The 18775-nt window shown below is 60.1% G+C and carries 19 protein-coding genes and 1 pseudogene; 7 read left to right on the top strand and 13 right to left on the bottom strand.

Annotated elements, in window-relative coordinates:
* Positions 1-99: 99 nt before the first annotated feature.
* Entirely contained in the window at positions 100-483 is a 384-nt protein-coding gene (locus tag QFX16_RS03330) for a hypothetical protein (protein WP_283182826.1), read from the bottom strand.
* Between the two features lie 147 nt (positions 484-630).
* On the opposite strand from QFX16_RS03330, the gene QFX16_RS03335 reads away from it, so the two are divergent.
* Both QFX16_RS03335 and QFX16_RS03340 read left to right on the top strand, forming a co-directional pair.
* Positions 631-828 carry a heavy-metal-associated domain-containing protein gene (locus QFX16_RS03335; RefSeq protein ID WP_283182827.1) on the top strand — a complete coding sequence of 66 codons (198 nt, stop codon included), beginning with the start codon at positions 631-633 and terminating at the stop codon, positions 826-828.
* Between the two features lie 131 nt (positions 829-959).
* On the top strand, positions 960-2156 hold the full coding sequence (locus QFX16_RS03340; RefSeq protein WP_283182828.1) for a multidrug effflux MFS transporter: 1197 nt from the start codon (positions 960-962) through the stop codon (positions 2154-2156).
* 8 nt (positions 2157-2164) lie between these two features.
* On the opposite strand, the gene QFX16_RS03345 is transcribed toward QFX16_RS03340, so the two are convergent.
* From QFX16_RS03345 to QFX16_RS03355, 3 genes are all read right to left on the bottom strand, one after another.
* Complete coding sequence (locus QFX16_RS03345) at positions 2165-2335, bottom strand: hypothetical protein (protein ID WP_176471512.1); 171 nt, start codon at positions 2333-2335, stop codon at positions 2165-2167.
* A 136-nt stretch (positions 2336-2471) separates the two neighbouring features.
* Entirely contained in the window at positions 2472-3485 is a 1014-nt protein-coding gene (locus tag QFX16_RS03350) for a zinc-binding alcohol dehydrogenase family protein (RefSeq protein ID WP_283182829.1), read from the bottom strand.
* 32 nt (positions 3486-3517) lie between these two features.
* The gene (locus tag QFX16_RS03355) at positions 3518-3811 is read right to left on the bottom strand and encodes a putative quinol monooxygenase (RefSeq protein WP_134421269.1); all 294 of its coding nucleotides are present in this window, start codon (positions 3809-3811) and stop codon (positions 3518-3520) included.
* 119 nt (positions 3812-3930) lie between these two features.
* Here QFX16_RS03355 and vimR point away from each other — a divergent pair, with 119 nt between their 5' ends.
* The 3 genes from vimR (at position 3931) to QFX16_RS03370 (ending at position 7418) form a co-directional block, all read left to right on the top strand.
* A complete protein-coding gene (vimR, locus tag QFX16_RS03360) occupies positions 3931-4860 on the top strand; it encodes a transcription regulator VimR (RefSeq protein ID WP_283182830.1) in 930 nt (309 codons plus the stop codon).
* Positions 4861-5176: 316 nt separating this feature from the next.
* Positions 5177-5911: an ArsR/SmtB family transcription factor gene (locus QFX16_RS03365; RefSeq protein WP_095127278.1), complete on the top strand. Its 735-nt coding sequence runs from the start codon at positions 5177-5179 to the stop codon at positions 5909-5911.
* A 127-nt stretch (positions 5912-6038) separates the two neighbouring features.
* On the top strand, positions 6039-7418 hold the full coding sequence (locus tag QFX16_RS03370; protein ID WP_283182831.1) for an MFS transporter: 1380 nt from the start codon (positions 6039-6041) through the stop codon (positions 7416-7418).
* A 106-nt stretch (positions 7419-7524) separates the two neighbouring features.
* On the opposite strand, the gene QFX16_RS03375 is transcribed toward QFX16_RS03370, so the two are convergent.
* The 3 genes from QFX16_RS03375 to QFX16_RS03385 all read right to left on the bottom strand — a co-directional run bounded on the left by QFX16_RS03375 (position 7525) and on the right by QFX16_RS03385 (position 10782).
* Complete coding sequence (locus QFX16_RS03375; protein ID WP_283182832.1) at positions 7525-8478, bottom strand: adenosine deaminase; 954 nt, start codon at positions 8476-8478, stop codon at positions 7525-7527.
* A gap of 82 nt (positions 8479-8560) precedes the next feature.
* Positions 8561-9526: a 2-oxoglutarate and iron-dependent oxygenase domain-containing protein gene (locus QFX16_RS03380; RefSeq protein WP_283182833.1), complete on the bottom strand. Its 966-nt coding sequence runs from the start codon at positions 9524-9526 to the stop codon at positions 8561-8563.
* A 173-nt stretch (positions 9527-9699) separates the two neighbouring features.
* Positions 9700-10782, bottom strand: coding sequence for a BMP family ABC transporter substrate-binding protein (locus QFX16_RS03385; RefSeq protein WP_283182834.1), 1083 nt, complete (start codon positions 10780-10782; stop codon positions 9700-9702).
* A gap of 298 nt (positions 10783-11080) precedes the next feature.
* On the opposite strand from QFX16_RS03385, the gene QFX16_RS03390 reads away from it, so the two are divergent.
* A complete protein-coding gene (locus tag QFX16_RS03390; protein ID WP_283182835.1) occupies positions 11081-12169 on the top strand; it encodes a calcium:cation antiporter in 1089 nt (362 codons plus the stop codon).
* 140 nt (positions 12170-12309) lie between these two features.
* Here QFX16_RS03390 and QFX16_RS03395 read toward each other — a convergent pair whose 3' ends face one another.
* The 3 genes from QFX16_RS03395 to QFX16_RS03405 form a co-directional block, all read right to left on the bottom strand.
* Positions 12310-13668, bottom strand: a complete 1359-nt coding sequence (locus tag QFX16_RS03395) for an 8-oxoguanine deaminase (RefSeq protein ID WP_008156510.1) — start codon at positions 13666-13668, stop codon at positions 12310-12312.
* Between the two features lie 255 nt (positions 13669-13923).
* The gene (locus QFX16_RS03400) at positions 13924-14610 is read right to left on the bottom strand and encodes an SDR family oxidoreductase (RefSeq protein ID WP_283182836.1); all 687 of its coding nucleotides are present in this window, start codon (positions 14608-14610) and stop codon (positions 13924-13926) included.
* A gap of 25 nt (positions 14611-14635) precedes the next feature.
* The gene (locus tag QFX16_RS03405; RefSeq protein ID WP_150656923.1) at positions 14636-14986 is read right to left on the bottom strand and encodes a MerR family transcriptional regulator; all 351 of its coding nucleotides are present in this window, start codon (positions 14984-14986) and stop codon (positions 14636-14638) included.
* An 82-nt stretch (positions 14987-15068) separates the two neighbouring features.
* Here QFX16_RS03405 and QFX16_RS03410 point away from each other — a divergent pair.
* Positions 15069-15479 (top strand): annotated as a pseudogene (locus QFX16_RS03410) (hypothetical protein); the annotation flags it as partial.
* 88 nt (positions 15480-15567) lie between these two features.
* Here the strand turns inward: QFX16_RS03410 and QFX16_RS03415 are convergent.
* From QFX16_RS03415 to QFX16_RS03425, 3 genes are all read right to left on the bottom strand, one after another.
* Positions 15568-16503, bottom strand: a complete 936-nt coding sequence (locus QFX16_RS03415; protein WP_283180612.1) for an IS110 family RNA-guided transposase — start codon at positions 16501-16503, stop codon at positions 15568-15570.
* A 233-nt stretch (positions 16504-16736) separates the two neighbouring features.
* Positions 16737-17663: an ABC transporter permease gene (locus tag QFX16_RS03420; RefSeq protein ID WP_283182837.1), complete on the bottom strand. Its 927-nt coding sequence runs from the start codon at positions 17661-17663 to the stop codon at positions 16737-16739.
* The gene (locus QFX16_RS03425; protein WP_283182838.1) at positions 17663-18769 is read right to left on the bottom strand and encodes an ABC transporter permease; all 1107 of its coding nucleotides are present in this window, start codon (positions 18767-18769) and stop codon (positions 17663-17665) included. Before QFX16_RS03425 ends, QFX16_RS03420 begins: the two co-directional genes overlap by 1 nt.
* Positions 18770-18775 lie beyond the last annotated feature (6 nt).

The following is an 18775-nucleotide window of genomic DNA, read 5'->3' on the forward strand; positions in this document are numbered from 1 at the left end:
TACAGGATCAACCTTGCCATGCGGGCAAGGTCAAGCGCCATGTCTCAGATCAACGATTGATCGTTCCCACGCAGAGCGTAGGAACGATCGATGTGGCGATCAGTAGTCCAGGGCCGCAGGCTTGAGGTACATCCCTTCCTGCGTCATCGCAATCCGGAACTTCAGCACGTCACCGGCCTTGAGCGTGATGTTCTGCGAACCCGGTGCGAGCATGCCCGGATTGCAACCCGGCGCCTGGCCCGGCAGCAGCTTCAGGCGCAAGGACACATTGCCCGGCGGCAGGTTGAACGAGGTGCTTTGTTCCTGGAACAACCGCGCCGACAGCTGATCGTGAATGTACACGCCGATCTCGCAGGAGGTCGCGACTTCCAGGCGCTCGCGGGAAATGATCAGTACGCCATAGTCCTCCCCGGCGGCCTGAACTGAAGGTGTCGCGGCAAATAGGCTGAGAAAGCCTAACAGGCTGAGAGCTGACCAGCGCATGGCTGAATCTCCTGATGTCGAGTCATTGATGGACGCAGCTTGGCCGAGCGCGACGGCGATTGCCAGCCCGGCAGCTCACTTCAGAACTTGACCTTGCCATGATGGCAAGCTCGAGACTGCACACAACTTCACGAAAGGAGTCATCCCATGCAAGTGTTCAGCGTTCAAGGCATGTCCTGTGGTCACTGCGTCAAAGCCATCACCCAAGCGTTGCAAGCCAAGGATCCTGCGGCCAGCGTGCGTATCGATCTGGCCGCGAAAGAAGTCGGTGTCGAGAGTGCTTTATCGGCGGAGCAGGTGATCGCGGTGATCACCGGAGAAGGCTACGAGGTGAAAGTTGCCTGAGACAAAGCGCAATCCCACATGGAATTGCATTCATCCAGTGTTTTTTAATAGTTAGCGACCTAACGGAATGTTCAAGGCGGCCATGCGCGGCTAGACTGTTGGGCTGCCGACCCTGTCCAACTGGATGCCTGATGAATTTCCGTTCCATTTTGATTCTTGGCGCCTTGAGCGCCTTCGGTCCGCTGGCGATCGATTTCTATCTGCCGGCCTTCCCGGCGATGGCGCTCGCCTTCGGCACCGATGAAAAACACGTTCAGCTGACCCTGGCGGCGTATTTCCTGGGCTTGTCCATCGGTCAGCTGGCTTACGGCCCGGTGGCGGATCGCTTCGGGCGCCGCATTCCCTTGCTGACCGGTGTAGGGCTGTTCACCGCGGCCTCCCTGGCCTGCGCCTATGCGCCGAACCTCGAATGGTTGATCGGCGCACGCTTCGTTCAGGCGTTGGGCGGGTGCGCGGGGATGGTGATCGCGAGGGCAATTGTCAGCGATAAATGCGATGCGGTGGGTTCGGCGAAGGTCTTTTCGCAGCTGATGCTGGTGATGGGCCTGGCGCCGATTCTTGCGCCGATGCTGGGTGGGCTGTTGGTCAACACCACGGGCTGGCAGTCGATCTTTCTCGTGTTGACCGGTTTCAGTGCGCTGGCAGGGTTGGCCGTGGCACTGGGGTTGCCGGAAAGTCTGCCGGCCCATGTGCCGCGTCAACCGTTGTCGGGGGCTTTGCGTCAGTACGGTCGACTGTTGTCGGACCGGGTGTTCCTCGGCCACGCCTTGACCGGTGGCATCGCCATCGCCGGGATGTTTGCCTACATCGCCGGTTCACCGTTCGTTTTCATCAAGCTGTATGGCGTGCCGCCCGAGCATTTCGGCTGGCTGTTCGGCACCAACGCGGCGGGCTTCATTCTGGTCGCGCAGCTCAACGCGCGACTGCTGGCCAAGCGTGGCCCGGCGCTTCTGCTGGCGCGCACCGTGTGGATCTACGTTGGCGCCGGTCTGGCGCTGCTGGCCGTCAGTTCGCTGCATACCGCGCAGCTATGGCCATTACTGATTCCGCTGTTTGTCTGCATCGCCAGCCTCGGTTGCATCCTGCCCAACGCCTCGGCCTGCGCCATGAACGGGCAGGGCGCTCGCGCCGGCAGTGCGTCGGCGATGCTCGGTTGCCTGCAATTCAGCGTTGCCGCCGGGGCAGCAGCACTGGTAGGCGTTTTACACGACGGCAGCGCCATGCCGATGGCCATGGTCATCAGCCTGTGCGGAATTCTGGTGGTGAGCGTGGCGATGCTCACCCGGCGTTTGCAAAATGCCCGGGCACTGGTGCAAGCCCAGGTCTGAGGACGGACTCAGCCAGCCGCGCGTTGCTGCTGGTCGGGAAATTGATGAGGGGCGTGCAGGCGCGCTTCAAGGGTTCGGGTGAAGGCGCGGGCTTCGGCTTCGCTACGGAACGTCACAGCATGTTGGTCCAGGCGGACCTGCCACTGGGATTTAGCCACTTCTTTTATCAGGATCTTCATTGCTGACCTCCTTATGTAAAAGATTGCATCGCAGAGGTTTCGATTGTAGACCCGAATACGATCGCAATTATGACAACGGTCAACTCTCTGACTGACGGTGTCGTCCTTTACCGGACGACACGTCTGTCAATGTGTTTCAGAATCCTTCAAGCACAATCTTGCCCCTGGATTTGCCGCTCTCCAGAAGTTCGTGGGCGCGACGCAGGTTGGCCGCGTTGATGGTGCCGAAGTGTTCACCCACCGTAGTTTTCAGCGTCCCGGCGTCGATCAGCCCGGCCACGCGGTTAAGCAATTTGTGCTGCTCGATCATGTCTGCGGTTTCGAACAGCGAGCGGGTGTACATGAACTCCCAGTGCAGCGACAGGCTCTTGCGCTTGAGCTTGGTCACGTCCAGCGCCTTCGGATCATCGATCAGGGCCAGTTTGCCTTGCGGCGCCAAAGCCTCGACCAACTGATCCAGGTGGTGATCGGTCTGGGTCAGGCTGGCGACGTGAGTCACTTGATCGACACCCGCGCGTTTGAGTTCTTCGCTCAACGGCTGGCTGTGATCGATCACCAGGTCGGCACCCAGTTCACGAACCCAGCTCTGGGTTTGCGGGCGGGAAGCGGTGCCGATGACTTTCAGCCCGGTGAGCTGGCTGGCCAGTTGCGTGAGTATCGACCCCACACCGCCAGCGGCACCGACGATCAAAAGGCTCTGGCCTTCATCGGTTTTGCCTTCACGCACTTGCAGGCGTTCGAAGAGCAATTCCCACGCAGTGATAGCGGTCAGCGGCAGCGCGGCGGCTTCGGCGAAACCGAGGGTTTTCGGCATATGGCCGACGATCCGCTCATCGACCACGTGCAGTTCGCTGTTGCCGCCCGCACGGGCGATGGAACCGGCGTAGAACACGTTGTCGCCGGCCTTGAACAGCGTGACTTCACTGCCGACGGCCTTGACCACCCCCGCCACGTCCCAGCCCAGCACTTTCGGCGTGCCCGCTTCAGGCTGGACGTTCTGGCGGACCTTGGTGTCCACCGGGTTGACCGAGATGGCTTTGACTTCCACCAACAGGTCACGCGGGCCGGCAACCGGTTCTGGCAGTTCGATGTCTTGCAGAGAATTTTCGTCGCTGATTGGCAACGAGGCGTAGTAGGCAATGGCTTTCATACGGGCTCCTGAGAAGTAATAAAGAAGGCAGATCAGACGATGGAGCGCAGGCGCTTGAGGTCGAAGTGTTCGAGAAAGTCGCCAGCCTTGGCGCGGAAGTTCTGGATATGCGCGCTGGCGTCATGGGCCTGCAGGGCTTCGTCACTGCTCCATTTTTCGATCATGTAGAAGGCGTGAGGATTGGCGAGGTCCTGGTGCAAGTCGTATTGACCGCAACCAGCCTCGGCGCGGGTCGGTTCCAGCAGCGCACGCAGGTGCTGTTCGAGGGCATCCTGCTGGCCGGCTTTGGCGATGAGGGTGGCGATAGCGGTAAAAGGCTGGGACATGTTCGGCTCCGGGAACAGGGTGAATTCGATGGGACGGATAATTGGCTATTTCTCTGCAAGATAAAACCCGCTAAAAGAGCAGTCTCTTTCAATATTTTTTTGATAATCGAGGCTGAACAATGCTGCGTTTCGATGACTTGCAGTTGTTTGTCCGGGCGGCGGATCTGGGCAGTCTGTCAGCGGCGGCGCGCGGGATGGACATGTCGGCCGCGGTAGCCAGTGCGGCGCTGAAGCGCATCGAACAGCAGCTCGGCGCCCGGTTGCTCGCCCGTTCTACCCGGAGCTTGCGGCTGACCGCTGAAGGCGAGGGATTTCTCGAATACGCTCGGGCCGCCTTGAGCAACCTCGACGAGGGCCGCCGTTTATTGGCCAGCGGTCAGGACCAGGTCAGCGGGATTTTGCAGCTGTCGGCACCTTCGGACTTTGGCCGCAATCTGCTGCTGCCCTGGCTGGACGAGTTTCAGCGAGAGCATCCGAAGCTTACGGTGCGTTTGCTGTTGGGCGACCGCATCGCCGACCTGTTCCGCCAACCGGTGGACATCGCCCTGCGGTACGGCGAGCCGGAAGACTCAAGCCTGGTGGCGCTGCCCATTGCTCCGCAGAACCGCCGCGTTCTCTGCGCCGCCCCGAGTTACCTGGCGCGGCATGGCGAGCCCCGGCAGCTGGAGCAACTGGCTCAGCACAACTGCCTGCTGTTCATGCTCGGCAGCCGGGTCCACGACCATTGGAGTTTTCACGACGGCAAACGCGAGGTCAGCCTGACCGTCAGCGGCGATCGTTTCAGCGATGATGCCGATGTCGTGCGTCTGTGGGCCGTGGCAGGTGCCGGGGTCGCCTACAAATCCTGGCTCGATGTCGCGGCCGATGTGCTGGCCGGTCGATTGCAAGTGCTCATGCCGGAACTGCTCTGTGAGCGCGCACCGCTGAATTTGCTGTGCGCCCATCGCGCACAATTGAGTAAGCCGGTGAACCTTTTGCGGGAAATGCTCGCCAGCCGATGCGCCCGGTTGAGTAGCCAATTTCCGACGTTATCGGGCCCCGATCATTAGTCGCAGGCAAATAGCGAAATTTCACTCAGGAACTATCACCACCAATGGTTTCCCAAGGGCAGGAACCGGCGGTTAACCCGCCTATACTAGCGCTCGCCTCATGTACGCACCGTCGATCTCGCAATGGCGAGTCCACATCCGATTCAGCCAGGCCCCATGGTCAATCGCCGCCGCTTTGCGAAACCTGCGAGCAATGGCCTGTGCGATTGGCCGGCTTTGCCCGGTTTATGGCGGTTTCCACGCCTTGGCCGACGACACATTACTGGTCAAGATGTCTCTGAGCAGTAGACGAAACGATTCAACAGGGAGTGAATACATGGAACATGCACCTTGCATCAGCCAGATCGCCACGTTGCTGGCTGACCCAAAGCGCAGCGCAATGATGTGGGCCTTGATGGACGGCTCGGCGCGGCAAACCGAAGAGCTGGCCTTGTTGGCCGGCCTGTCACCGTCTTCGGCCAGTGCGCATCTGGGGCGATTGTCCGCCGGAGGTCTGTTGAAAGTCGAATTCCGCGGCCGCAAACGGTTCTTCCGTCTTGCCGCCCCTGAAGTGGGTGCCGCGATAGAGGCACTGGCCAGCGCCACCCTGGCCAGCACGCCTCGGGAAGTCCCGGACGTTTTCAAGCGCACGCCCCCCCTCGCCAAACCTCAGACGGCGCCTTCGTCACTCTTGCGCGCCAGGCTTTGCGACGACCATCTGGGCGGCACCCTTGCCGCCGATCTTTACCAGCGCCTGCTGGATGCGGGTTGGATCGAACAGTTCGATCAGCGGGTCATGATCACTCACAAGGGCGCCACGCAATTGGCGACGAGGGGTGTGTTCATCCAGGCGCTGGCCCATCGCAACAGCCGAGTCGCCTGCGCTTGTCCGGACTGGAGCGAAAGACGCCCGCACATGGGCGGATCACTGGGTGCGGCGTTGCTTCAATTGTTCATGCAGTCAGGTTGGCTGAGCCTGCCCAACGATTCGCGAGCCTTGCAGATCACCGCCGCGGGGCAGCGTGAAATCCATCGATTCGCCAAGGAAACCGAGCTGGAAATGGCGTTGTAGACGCATCGAGATCGACGTCCGAAGCTTCGGGCGTCGTTCAGAGCTGCGAACAGGTCGCATCCAGCAGTAACCCCCAGCAGCTATCGCGCACACTCTTCCGGGGACTTTCGGATTGGGGGAATGTGGCATGGAAACACGAGGCTTCAGCGCGGCAGAACGACTGGAACGGCTGCCCATCAGCGGTTATCACCGGATCATTTTCATCATCATTGCCCTGGCGTTTTTCTTCGACTCCATGGACCTGGCGATGATGACCTTCCTGCTCGGCTCGATCAAAACCGAGTTTGGCCTGACCACGGCGCAGGCCGGATTGCTGGCCAGTTCGAGTTTTTTTGGCATGGTCGTGGGGGCGTCACTGTCCGGCATGCTGGCCGACCGCTTCGGCCGCAAACCGGTGTTCCAGTGGAGCATCGTGTTGTGGGGGATCGCCAGTTATCTGTGCTCCACGGCGCAGAACGTCGAAACGCTGACGTTGTTTCGAATCCTGTTGGGGATCGGCATGGGCATGGAGTTTCCCATTGCTCAGTCGATGCTCTCGGAGCTGATTCCTGCCAAACGGCGCGGGCGTTACATTGCGCTGATGGACGGTTTCTGGCCGCTGGGTTTCGTCGCCGCCGGCGTACTGTCGTACTTCCTGCTGCCGGTAATTGGCTGGCGGGACATCTTCCTGGTGTTGGCGGTGCCGGCAGTGTTTGTCCTGGCGATTCGCTTTTTCATTCCAGAATCACCGCGCTGGCTGGAACAGGCCGGGCACCATGACGTGGCAGACAAGGTCTTGCTGCGCATCGAAGATCGGGTCCGGACATCTCTGGGACGTTCGGATCTGCCTGAGCCGATCCGCCTGCCGAGAGTGGCGAGTACGCCGGGCCATTTCTTTTCCGCGTTGCGGCAGATCTGGTCGCCGCTGTACCGCCAGCGCACGATGATGATTTGGAGCGTCTGGTTCTTTGCCTTGCTGGGCTTCTATGGCCTGACGTCCTGGCTCAGTGCCTTGCTGCAGCAGTCGGGTTTTGCCGTGACTCAGTCGGTGTATTACACGGTGCTGATTTCCCTCGGCGGAATTCCCGGTTTCCTGATGGCCGCCTGGCTGGTGGAGCGTTGGGGGCGTAAACCGGTGTGCGTGGTGACGTTGCTCGGCGGCGGGGTGATGGCGTTTCTGTATGGTCAGAGCGCAGTGTTTGGCGGCAATGTCAGCCTGTTGATTGCCTCGGGGCTGCTGATGCAGTTTTTCCTGTTCGGCATGTGGGCGGTGCTTTACACCTACACGCCGGAGTTGTACCCGACATCGGCGCGGGCCACGGGTTCGGGGTTCGCGTCGGCGATTGGCCGCGTGGGTTCGTTGCTCGGGCCAATGGTAACCGGGCTGGTGTTCCCGATGACCGGGCAGGGCGGGGTGTTTGCGCTGGGGGCGATGTGTTTTGCGATTGCGGCGGGGGTGGTGTGGGTGTTCGGGATGGAGACCCGGGGCAAGACGCTGGAAGAGTTGAGCGAGGCAACACCAATCTAAATGTGGGAGCGAGCCTGCTCGCGAAGCGGTGTGTCAGCTGCATCAACATCGACTGACACTCCCTTTCGCGAGCAGGCTCGCTCCCACAGTGGTTATGTGGTGAGTCCTACGGTTTTACCAACCGTGCATCCAGACTGTTCTGCGCCAATTGCTTGGCCTGATCCTGGGTCATGCCCAAATGGGTGTACAACGCGTGGAAGTTCTCGGTGACATAACCGCCGAAGTACGCCGGGTCATCCGAGTTCACGGTCACTTTCACGCCACGCTCGAGCATGTCGAGAATGTTGTGCTGAGACATGTGATCGAACACGCAGAGCTTGGTGTTCGACAACGGGCACACGGTCAACGGGATTTGCTCGTCGATGATCCGCTGCATCAAACGCTCGTCTTCGATGGCGCGCACGCCATGGTCGATGCGCTGGATTTTCAGCAGATCGATGGCTTCCCAGATGTACTCGGGCGGGCCTTCTTCACCGGCGTGGGCGACGGTCAGGAAGCCTTCGTGACGGGCACGGTCAAACACGCGCTGGAACTTGCTCGGTGGGTGACCCATTTCCGAACTGTCCAGACCGACAGCCACAAACGCATCACGGAACGGCAGCGCCTGATCGAGGGTTTTCTCGGCTTCTTCTTCGCTCAGGTGACGCAGGAAGCTCAGGATCAAACCGCTGGTGATCCCCAGTTGCTGCTCGCCATCCTTCAACGCGGCGGCGATGCCGTTGAGCACCACTTCGAACGGCACGCCACGGTCGGTGTGGGTTTGCGGGTCGAAGAACGGTTCGGTGTGAATCACGTTCTGCGCCTTGCAACGCAACAGGTAAGCCCAGGTCAGGTCGTAGAAATCCTGAGAAGTGCGCAACACGTCGGCGCCCTGGTAATACAGGTCGAGAAATTCTTGCAGGTTATTGAAGGCGTAGGCCTTGCGCAGGGTTTCGACATCGCTCCACGGCAGGGCGATCTTGTTGCGTTCGGCCAGGGCGAACAGCAACTCAGGCTCCAGCGAACCCTCAAGGTGCAGGTGCAGTTCTGCCTTGGGCAGGGCGTTCAGCCAGTCGTACATAGTCTTTTCTCATCAGGTGCAGATGGCGAGCATTCTACAGATGCCCGTGGAAACAATTAGCAAAACCTGACCAGCCGGTTCATCACAGCGCTTCCTGTTCCCGTCGATAGGCGTAGGTATCGGCGAAGCGCGAGAGCAGGAATTCGGCGCAGGTGGTGGCCGGATACTTTGCCGGGTGCCGTTCATCCTGACAGCCGGGCAGGCATTCGATGACCGTGTCGGGGTGCGGCTCGGCGAAGAACGGCATCGAGTAACGGTCCACGCCCAGCGGGCTGATCACCCGGTGCGGCGTCGACAGGTAACGGTCGTTGCTCCAGCGCGCCATCATGTCGCCGAGGTTGACCACGAACGTGCCGTCGATTGGCGGTGCATCGATCCACTCGCCTTTAACGTTTCGCACTTGCAGGCCGCCGGCGCCATCCTGATACAGCAGGGTGATGCAGCCGTAATCGGTGTGGGCGCCGGCGCCTTGCTGCTCTTCGGAACTGGCGGTGTGGCGCGGTGGGTAATGAATCATCCGCAGCACGCTGACCGGCTCAACGAAACGGGTGTCGAAAAAGTCGCGCTCGATGCCCAGCGCCACGGTCATGGCCCGTAACAGGGTTTGTGCCAGGGCCTGCATGTCGACGTAGTGCTGCTCCATCAGCGATTCCCAGCCGGGCATCGACGGATGGCGGTTGGGGCCGCGCAGCGGTTTTTCTGCCAACACTTCAGGGTGATCGGCCGGCAGGTGCAGGCCCATGTCGAAGGTTTCTTTCAGGTCGCTGGGTTTGCTCGGGTCGAGTTGTTCGGTGGCGATGGCGCCGTAACCGCGATGGTGACGAGTCTGGGTGATATCGATCTTGAGTTTTTCGGCGACGGGCAGGGCGAAGAAACGTTGAGCGCTGTCGAGTACGGCGTCGATGCGCGACGGGCTGATCGGGTGGCCCTCGATATAGAAAAAGCCCCACTCGCGGCAGGCGCGGTCGATTTGCGTGGCGATGGATTGCCAAGCGTGTGCGTCATCGCTGTAGAGCGGGGCGATATTGATGATCGGGAGCTGGTTCATGCGCAGTCCTTAAGAACGCTGAAAGTCCAATGTGGGAGCGGCGGTGCGGCGATCCGACTTGCTCGCGAAGACGGCAGAGCATTCAACATTGATGTTGGCTGACACACCGCCTTCGCGAGCAAGTCGGATCGCCGCACCGCCGCTCCCACAGGGTTTTGTGTATGGCTCGGGAATTACTTCGGCATGTCGGCTTTCATGCCTTCAACGTAGTAGTTCATCGATGCCAGCTCCGCATTGCTCGCCGTCGCGCCCGCCGCAATCTTCTCGACGCCTGCCTGATCCTTGATCGGTCCGGTGAAAGGGTGGAAAGCACCGCTTTTGATGTCGGCAATGATCTGCTCTGCCTCGACCTTCACTGCAGCCGGCACCAGATCGCTGATCGGCAGTTCAACCGTACCTTCCTTCAATCCACCCCAGTAATCCTGCGACTTCCACGTGTGGTCGAGCACGCTTTGGGTCGCCTGAATGTAGTGCGGCGCCCAGTCGTTGACGATGGACGTCAGCACCGCTTTCGGCCCGAAGTGCGCCATGTCCGAAGCGTAGCCCACGGCATACACGCCGCGACGTTCAGCTGCCTGGATCGGCGCCGGGCTGTCGGTGTGCTGGAACACCACATCCACACCCTGATCGATCAACGCGTTGGCGGCATCGGCCTCTTTGCCCGGATCGAACCAGGAGTTGACCCACACCACCTTGATCTCGGTGCCGGGGTTGTACTTGTTCAGGGCCAGTTGAATGGCGTTGATGTCGCGGATCACTTCCGGGATCGGGAAGGACGCGACGTAACCGATCTTCTTGGTCCTGGTCATCTTCGCCGCGAGGAAACCGCCGACGTAGCGCCCTTCATACGTGCGCGCCAGGTAAGTGCCGAGGTTCTTGTCCTGTTTGTAGCCGGTGGCGTGTTCGAAGGTCACCTTGGGAAATTGTTTGGCGACTTTCAGGGTCGGGTTCATGTAACCGAAAGAGGTGGTGAAGATCAGGTCGTACTTGTCCTTGGCCATGTTGCGGATCACCCGCTCTGCGTCGGCGCCTTCAGCGACGTTTTCCACATAGTTGGTGGTGATCTGGTCACCGAATTTTTCCGCCAGCGCTTTGCGCCCCTGTTCATGCTGATACGTCCAGCCGTGGTCACCAATCGGACCGATGTAGACGAAGCCGACTTTCAGCGGGTCAGCGGCACTGGCGGTCAGGCTGGCGCTCAGACCGATGGCCGCGACGACGGCGCAAAGCAGCTTCTTCAACGGACGTTTGTGCATGAATTCCAACTCCATGTGGTTGTGAGGTTGGCAACGCCAATGCAAGTTGCTGACCAACAAGACAACAAATACCCAAACTGCGTAACGGCCTTCGCGAGCAGGCTCGCTCCCACAGGAGAACGCATTCCAATGTGGGAGCGAGCCTGCTCGCGAAGTGGCCCTTGAGGCCGATAAAAGTGCATGCCTTGGCATAACTGCCATCCACTGGTGCGCTAAGGTGTAACGAAACGTTAGTGCCGCCCCACAGTCAGTAGCTCATCACCCTGGTTTCGCTTCACACGGCAAAAAAAGGCCCGCAATGCTCACACTCATCAAGCAAGAAAAGTTTCTGTTGCTGGCCCTGCTCGCCGCCGTCGTCGCTTATCCGCTGGAACACTGGATGCTGCACAGCGGCCAGCCCATCGCGTTGACCGCCGGCCTGGTGCTGATCGCATTCATCGTCGTTGCCTCCATGCGCGTCGCCCATCACGCCGAACTGCTGGCCGAAAAAGTCGGTGACCCTTACGGCACGATGATCCTGACCCTGGCCGCCGTGCTGGTGGAAGTGGTGATCCTGGCGATCATGATGAGCAACGAAGCCTCGCCGACCCTGGTACGCGACACGATTTATTCGGCGGTGATGCTCGACATCAACGGCATCCTCGGCCTGGCCGCGTTGATGGGTGGGATCAAGTACGGCGAACAGTCCTACAACGACGACTCGGCGCGCAGCTACAGCGTGATGATTCTCACCGCCATGGGCGTTTCCATGGTGGTGCCGGAGTTCATTCCCGAAGCCAACTGGAAACTCTATTCGGCGTTCACCATTGGTGCGATGGTCGTGCTCTACACCTTGTTCCTGCGCATGCAGGTCGGGCCGCACAGTTATTTCTTCAGCTACAGCTACCCGGAAAAACGCCGCAAGAAAGTCCCGGAGGAAGAACCTGAGCCCATCAATCTGGTGTTGAGTATCGGCACGTTGGTATTCGGCGTGGTGGTCATCGGCGCCTTGGCCGAAGTGATGTCCAAGACCCTCGACCTGGGCCTGGAGGGGACGGGCGCACCGCCGGTGATCACGGCGATCCTGGTGGCGGCAATCTCGGCGGCGCCGGAGATTCTGACCGCGTTGCGGGCGGCTCTGGCCAACCGCATGCAGTCGGTGGTCAACATCGCCATGGGCGCGTCGCTGTCGACGGTCATTCTGACGGTGCCGGTGATGGAAGCGATGGCGCTCTACACCGGCCAGCCGTTCCAGATGGCAATGACCCCGGTGCAGACCGTGATGGTCTTCCTCACCCTGATCGTCAGCGCAATCAACCTCAACGATGGCGAAACCAATGCCATCGAAGGCATGACCCACTTTGTGCTGTTTGCGACATTCATCATGTTGTCGCTGCTCGGTCTCTGAACACACCACAAAACCCATTGTGGGAGCGAGCCTGCTCGCGAAGGGGGCGGATCAGTCAACATAGATGTTGAATGTCAGTCCGCTTTCGTCGGAACGCCGCCCGGAGCCGGCTCGCTCCCACAGGTTTAGATTGTGTTGTGTCAGGTGCCGGCGATTAGCTGCCGAGCCGCCTGGCTGTGATCGGCAATCAACCCCTTCAAATCCAGCCCTTCAACCTGCCCATCAATCACCCGCCACTTGCCGCCAACCATCACCCGATCCGCCCGATCAGCGCCACACAGCAGCAACGCCGACACCGGATCATGACTGCCAGAGAACCGCAGCTCATCGAGCTTGAACAGCGCCAGATCCGCCTGCTTGCCCACCGCCAGTTCGCCGATATCGGTACGGCCCAGCAACTGCGCCGAACCCTTGGTCGCCCACCCCAGCACCAACTCCGGGGTGATCTTCTCGGCGCCATAACGCAGCCGCTGAATGTACAGCGCCTGACGGGTTTCCAGCATCATGTTCGATGCATCGTTGGACGCCGAACCGTCCACGCCCAAGCCCAGTAACGCGCCCGCTGCGGTCAGGTCCAGTGTCGGGCAAATGCCGGAAGCCAGACGCATATTCGAACTCGGGCAATGGCAAATGCCGGTACCGGCGGCGCCGAGGCGAGCGATTTCGTCCGGGTTGAAGTGGATGCCGTGAGCCAGCCAGGTGCGTGGGCCGAGCCAGCCGACGCTGTCGAGGTAATCCACAGTGCGCAGGCCGAAGCGTTGCAGGCAGAAGTCTTCTTCGTCGAGGGTTTCGGCCAGATGGGTGTGCAGGCGCACGTCGAGTTTGTTCGCCAGTTCGGCGCTGGCGGACATGATTTCCGGGGTCACCGAGAACGGTGAGCAGGGCGCCAGGGCGATCTGGATTTGCGCACCGTCGCCACGCTCGTGGTACTCGGCGATCAAGCGTTGGCTGTCGGCGAGGATGACTTCGCCTTCCTGCACGGTCTGCTGCGGCGGCAGGCCGCCGTCCTTTTCGCCGAGGCTCATGGAACCGCGCGTCAACATGGCGCGCATGCCCAGTTCGCGGACGCTCTCGACTTGTACGTCGATCGCATTTTCCAGGCCTTGCGGAAACAGGTAATGGTGATCGGCCGCGGTGGTGCAGCCAGACAGCAGCAACTCGGCCAACGCGACTTTGCTGGCGAGGGCAAGTTTTTCAGGGGTGAGGCGGGCCCAGACCGGGTAGAGGGTTTTCAGCCACGGGAACAACGGCTGATTGACCACCGGCGCCCAGGCGCGGGTCAGGGTTTGATAGAAGTGGTGATGGGTGTTGATCAGTCCCGGCAGGATCACATGCTCGCGGGCATCGAACACTTGTCCACAGGGCGCGGAAGGTTGCTGGCCGGCGGCGAGCACTTCGACGATCAAACCGTCTTGCAGCACCAGGCCGCCACGGGCATCGAGGCCATTGGCAGTGAAGATCGCGAGGGGATTTTTTAACCAGGTACGGGTCGCAGGCATGTTGGCCGGCTCCTCTGAAAATTGGGTTCAGGTTAGCCAGCTCAGTGATTACCCTGTCTGCTGATCCAGGGTCGCCGCGGGGACGAGGTGCGGAGTTTCAAACAAAAAAGCATCGCGGGCAAGCCTCGCCCGACAGGACAACACAAATCCCTGTGGGAGCGAGCTTGCTCGCGATGAGGCCATGTCAGTCAACATTGATGTTGAATGTCAGTCCGCCATCGCGAGCAAGCTCGCTCCCACAGGGGAAGGGGGGGGTTACCAGGGAATGGTTTCACCCCGGTAATTCACAAAATGATGCCCGCCCTTGCCGGTATACGCATTCACCTGATCGACCAACCCACGCGTACTGGTGCCCACATCAATGTCAGCGCCTTCACCGCCCATGTCGGTCTTCACCCAACCCGGATGCAGCGACAGCACGGTGAGTTTCTGCTCGCCCAACTGAGTGACGAAGCTGCTGGTCATCGAGTTCAGCGCCGCTTTACTCGCCTTGTACAACGCCAGCTCGGGGGCATCCGGCATGGTCACGCTGCCCAGCACCGAACTCATGAACGCCAGCACGCCGCTGTCCGGACGAATCTGCCCGACAAAGCGTTGAGCCAGGTTGATCGGTGCCACGGCGTTGGTGAAAAACAGTTGCCCGACTTCGGCCAGGGTCGCGCCGCCCGGCGTTTGAACTTCCGGACCTTTGACCCCGGCATTCACGAACAGCAGGTCAAACACTTCGCCCTTGAGTTGTTGGCTCAGGGCGATGACCGCCTGCTGATCGTCCATGTCGAGTTTTTCGATCCGCACCTTGCCCAAGGCCTGTAAGGCTTCGGCGTTCTGCGGGTTGCGCACGGTGGCGGTAACCTGCCAACCGTCGGCCAGCAGGGTTTTCACCAGACCGAGGCCCAAGCCTCGGGAGGCGCCGATGATGAGTGCGGTTTTTGCCGTAGACATAAGTGGCTTCCTTGAAAAATGAGGATCACGGATTTAATGGACAGCGTTGACCGAGCCGTTGCTGCAACTCCTGACGCAACGCGCCGAGTTCTTCCATTCGGGTTTCGATCAGTTTGAGTTTGTCTTGCAGCAATTGCGTGACGGCGCTGTCCGGATCGGGCGACTGCCATATCGCGGCGACGCTGTTGCCGATCTCGCCGAGGGTAAAGCCCAATCGCTGAGCGGTCTTGATGTACTGCACCAGTTGCACCATGTCCGCCGGATAGTCGCGATAACCGTTGGCGCTGCGTTGTGCCGCAATCAACCCGCGCTGCTCGTAGAAGCGCAGCGTGTCGCGGCTGACGGCGCTGGCCTGGGCTAATTCACCGATGCGCATCCTGACGTCTCGAGAGGGCTTGACCCTGGAGCATACTCCAGGCTTTAGCCTTGTTGCTCCCTGAATTTATGGAGCAAGACGGATGTGGACTTCAACGCAATATCGCCAGTTGGTGAAGGGTAGCGCCTGGTATGACTTGATCGTCATGGTGGCGTTTGTCACGCCGTGGAGTTTTGCGGCGTTGCATGGAGTTTTGTTGAGTGTGAGTCAGGCGTTCAACTTGCCTGGCGAGTTGCCGCCGTTTGAGCCGATGCACATGCTGATGGCCAATCTGTTGGGGTCGATTGTCTGCGTGTGGGCGGTGCTGCGGATCCGTGATCCGCAGCAGGTGTTTGGGCGGTATGACGCGGTCGGTAGATTTCTGTTTTCGGCTTGGCAGCTCTATGCCTTGCTCCATGGCGGGAGTTCGCTATTGGTGATTTTCCTGTTCTTTGAATTGGCGTGGGGCGTAGCTCAGGTGTTGCCAGTGCGGGCGTCATCGCGAGCAAGCTCGCACACATTAGGAATGTGTTGTTCACAACATCCCGGTTCAACCACAGTCCCCTGTGGGAGATTCTATGTTGCAGGGCAACCCCGCAACCTCAGGCCGGGTGGTATTCGCTCTGATTTTTCATCAGGGCAAATGCCACCCGGCAGAGTTTCCGGGCAAGGGCCACCAAGGCCTGGGTTTTCGAGAAGCCTCTTGCCAAATACGACTCGTAAAACGGTTTCCATTTAGCTGAGCGACAGGCTGCCATTGCGGCGTTGTAAGCCAACCGGCGGACTTCCGGATCCCCTTTTTTTGTCAGGTGCCGGGGGCCGTTCTTCTTCCCGGAGTCATCGACCGTAAGGTCCATCCCTAGAAACGCGATGAACGCATCACTATTGGCAAAATCACCGCGCATAAAGGTCGTCGCCAACCCGGTTGCAGTCAGTTCGCCAACCCCTTCGATGGCTTTGCAGCGGTCGATATTCTCTTCAATACCCGCCTCTTTGCTGACCTTGCGCAGCAGTTTCTGAATGGCCTGATCCGCTTGCTTGAAGGCCTTTTGCTGGGCGCTCTGTACTTTCTTCAACAAGGGTTCATTGGCCCAGCTCAGCATCAGACCGGCATGGTTCTGGATCAGCGTTGCACGTCTGTGGAGCAGGCTTTTCAGCGAGGTGTAGGCCTTGGGTGGTGGGCTCCAGATCCGCAGTCCGTCTTGTTCGTTCGTCAAATAACGCGCCAGCAGACGGGCATCGCAGGGATCGTTCTTGGCTCGTTGGCCGATGCCGCGGCGATAGTTGCTCACCCGATAAGCATCCACGACATAGACCTGGTGCCCCATCGCATGGGCCAGCTCGACGGTGTCCAGGTGGTAGATGTTGGTGGCTTCAACGGCGATAGCGCTTTGGGCGGGCAATGTTTTAAGCCAGCGTTTGAGGGCTGTTCGATCGTTCTTGATGGTGTCAGTGGTTAGCCGGTCGGAGCGATAGACAACTATTTCGGTCTTGGCGATATCGACGCCAACCACCGTCTGCGAAGTAAGGATTGTCATGACGAATCCTCGGAGCTAGGGTTTAAGAGCTTGTCGGGGTCTACCGTTGCGCTGGCTTGCCTCTATCGTCGGTTTTACCGATGAATTCCTTATCGGCGCTTTGGGTAGAAGGGGCGGGATGAGAAGTCTCCCACGGTCTGTACTGGTCAGAATCGAGCTTTTAGTCCCGCCCACCCCTTCAAGTCTAAACATACAAGCGAGCTTGCTCGCGATGGGGCCCGCCCGGCCAGCCTCTAATGCCCGGCCTGCCACGGTTTCCCCAACGACACCGGCGCATACAACCGCGTACGCAGCGCATCCCGCGACAGCAGCACCAACACCACAATGGTCGCGACATACGGCAGCATTGCCAACAGACTCGACGGAATCGCCAGCCCCAACCCCTGCGCCACTAAATGCAGGATGCTGGCGAGCCCGAACAGATACGCCCCCAGCAGCAATCGCCACACCCTCCAACTGGCAAACACCACCAGCGCCAAGGCAATCCAGCCACGCCCGGCGCTCATGTTCTCCGCCCACATCGGCGTGTAAGCCAGCGACAAATAAGCCCCGGCCAATCCAGCCATCGCCCCACCAAACAGCACCGCCAACGTGCGCACGCCCAACACCGGCAAGCCCATGGCACTGGCCGCATCCGGACTTTCCCCGACCGCCTGAATAATCAGCCCCACGCGACTTTTCACAATCACCCACGCCACCAGCGCGAACAGCGCGAACGACAGGTACACCAACAGATCCTGCGTAAACAGCATCCGCCCGATCAGCGGGATTTCACTCAAATAAGGAATCGCCACCGGCTCGAAACCCGCCAGCGGTTTACCGACCCACGCCGCGCCGACAAAGGTCGACAGGCCCACGCCGAAGATCGTCAGCGCCAACCCGGTGGCCACCTGATTGGCGTTGAACACCAGCGCCACCAGCGCAAACAGGGACGACAACAGCATCCCGGCAAGCATCGCCAGCAACACGCCGAGCCACAGGTTGCCGCTGCTCAACGCGACGATAAAACCGATCACGGCACCAAACAGCATCATGCCTTCCTGACCCAGGTTGAGGACGCCGCTCTTCTCGCAGATCAATTCACCCAAAGCCACCAACAGCAACGGTGTGCCGCAGCGGACCATGGCGTAGAAAATATTGCTCAGCAGATCGATATCCATCACAGCGCTCCTGCTTGTACGACGGTGGCTTGTGCACGACGGGACCAGCGCAGGTTCAAGCGTGGTCGGTAGAGAATCAGCACGTCACTGGCCAGCAGGAAAAACAACATCATTCCCTGGAACAATTGGGTGATTGCCTGGGGCAGATTCATGCTCATCTGCGCGCTCTCGCCGCCGATGTACAGCAGCGCCATCAGCAGACTGGAAAACAGAATGCCGATGGGATTGAGTCGCCCGAGAAACGCCACGGTGATCGCGGCATAGCCATAACCGGGCGAGACTTGCGGCACCAGTTGGCCGATCGGCCCGGTGACTTCACACACGCCGGCCAGCCCCGCCAATCCTCCGCTGATCAATAGCGCCAGCCAGATCAGCCGCTTCTCGCGAAAGCCGACGAACCCCGCTGCGCGCTTATCCAGCCCGAGGACTTTGATCTGGAACCCGATAAAGCTTTTCTGCAGCAACACCCACACCGCCACCAACGCGAGCAAGGCGAAATACACCCCGGCGTGAACCCGACCGTCCTCGATCAACAACGGCAAACGGCTGGCATCACCGAACATCGCCGACTCGGGAAAGTTGAACCCGGCCGGATCCTTCAGCGGCCCATGCACGCAGAACAACAACAGGTTCAGGGCGATGTAATTGAGCATGATGCTGGTGAGGATTTCATTGGCATTGAAACGCGTGCGCAACCACGCCGTCAGCCCGGCCCATGCCGCGCCGGCCAGGGAGCCGACGAGCAGGATCAACACCAGTGCCCAGCGACTCTGCATGCCGATAATGTTCACAGCGAGCGCACTGCCGGCCAGCGCACCAAGCAGCAACTGACCTTCGGCGCCGATGTTCCAGATCCGCGCTTGATACGCCACCGCCAGCCCCAACGCGCAGAGCAGAATCGGCAGCGCTTTGACCAGCAGTTCGGAGACGCCATACAGGTCGCTGACCGGGGCGATCAGCAAGGTGTGCAAAGTCAGCAATGGGTCATGCCCCAGCGCAATAAACAGCAGCGAGCCACAGCCCAACGTCAGGACAGCCGCCAGCAACGGTGAGCACCACAGCATCAGGCGCGATTGCTGGCCACGGGGTTCGAGAGAAAGCAGCATGTGAAG

The organism is Pseudomonas svalbardensis (genome assembly GCF_030053115.1).
Classification (GTDB): domain Bacteria; phylum Pseudomonadota; class Gammaproteobacteria; order Pseudomonadales; family Pseudomonadaceae; genus Aquipseudomonas; species Aquipseudomonas svalbardensis.

What these genes read in the sequence shown, in the direction of transcription:
- QFX16_RS03330 (WP_283182826.1), bottom strand. Translation starts at nt 483, where the DNA reads ATGCGCTGGTCAGCTCTCAGCCTGTTAGGCTTTCTCAGCCTATTTGCC.
- QFX16_RS03335 (WP_283182827.1), top strand. Translation starts at nt 631, where the DNA reads ATGCAAGTGTTCAGCGTTCAAGGCATGTCCTGTGGTCACTGCGTCAAA.
- QFX16_RS03340 (WP_283182828.1), top strand. Translation starts at nt 960, where the DNA reads ATGAATTTCCGTTCCATTTTGATTCTTGGCGCCTTGAGCGCCTTCGGT.
- QFX16_RS03345 (WP_176471512.1), bottom strand. Translation starts at nt 2,335, where the DNA reads ATGAAGATCCTGATAAAAGAAGTGGCTAAATCCCAGTGGCAGGTCCGC.
- QFX16_RS03350 (WP_283182829.1), bottom strand. Translation starts at nt 3,485, where the DNA reads ATGAAAGCCATTGCCTACTACGCCTCGTTGCCAATCAGCGACGAAAAT.
- QFX16_RS03355 (WP_134421269.1), bottom strand. Translation starts at nt 3,811, where the DNA reads ATGTCCCAGCCTTTTACCGCTATCGCCACCCTCATCGCCAAAGCCGGC.
- vimR (WP_283182830.1), top strand. Translation starts at nt 3,931, where the DNA reads ATGCTGCGTTTCGATGACTTGCAGTTGTTTGTCCGGGCGGCGGATCTG.
- QFX16_RS03365 (WP_095127278.1), top strand. Translation starts at nt 5,177, where the DNA reads ATGGAACATGCACCTTGCATCAGCCAGATCGCCACGTTGCTGGCTGAC.
- QFX16_RS03370 (WP_283182831.1), top strand. Translation starts at nt 6,039, where the DNA reads ATGGAAACACGAGGCTTCAGCGCGGCAGAACGACTGGAACGGCTGCCC.
- QFX16_RS03375 (WP_283182832.1), bottom strand. Translation starts at nt 8,478, where the DNA reads ATGTACGACTGGCTGAACGCCCTGCCCAAGGCAGAACTGCACCTGCAC.
- QFX16_RS03380 (WP_283182833.1), bottom strand. Translation starts at nt 9,526, where the DNA reads ATGAACCAGCTCCCGATCATCAATATCGCCCCGCTCTACAGCGATGAC.
- QFX16_RS03385 (WP_283182834.1), bottom strand. Translation starts at nt 10,782, where the DNA reads ATGCACAAACGTCCGTTGAAGAAGCTGCTTTGCGCCGTCGTCGCGGCC.
- QFX16_RS03390 (WP_283182835.1), top strand. Translation starts at nt 11,081, where the DNA reads ATGCTCACACTCATCAAGCAAGAAAAGTTTCTGTTGCTGGCCCTGCTC.
- QFX16_RS03395 (WP_008156510.1), bottom strand. Translation starts at nt 13,668, where the DNA reads ATGCCTGCGACCCGTACCTGGTTAAAAAATCCCCTCGCGATCTTCACT.
- QFX16_RS03400 (WP_283182836.1), bottom strand. Translation starts at nt 14,610, where the DNA reads ATGTCTACGGCAAAAACCGCACTCATCATCGGCGCCTCCCGAGGCTTG.
- QFX16_RS03405 (WP_150656923.1), bottom strand. Translation starts at nt 14,986, where the DNA reads ATGCGCATCGGTGAATTAGCCCAGGCCAGCGCCGTCAGCCGCGACACG.
- QFX16_RS03415 (WP_283180612.1), bottom strand. Translation starts at nt 16,503, where the DNA reads ATGACAATCCTTACTTCGCAGACGGTGGTTGGCGTCGATATCGCCAAG.
- QFX16_RS03420 (WP_283182837.1), bottom strand. Translation starts at nt 17,663, where the DNA reads ATGGATATCGATCTGCTGAGCAATATTTTCTACGCCATGGTCCGCTGC.
- QFX16_RS03425 (WP_283182838.1), bottom strand. Translation starts at nt 18,769, where the DNA reads ATGCTGCTTTCTCTCGAACCCCGTGGCCAGCAATCGCGCCTGATGCTG.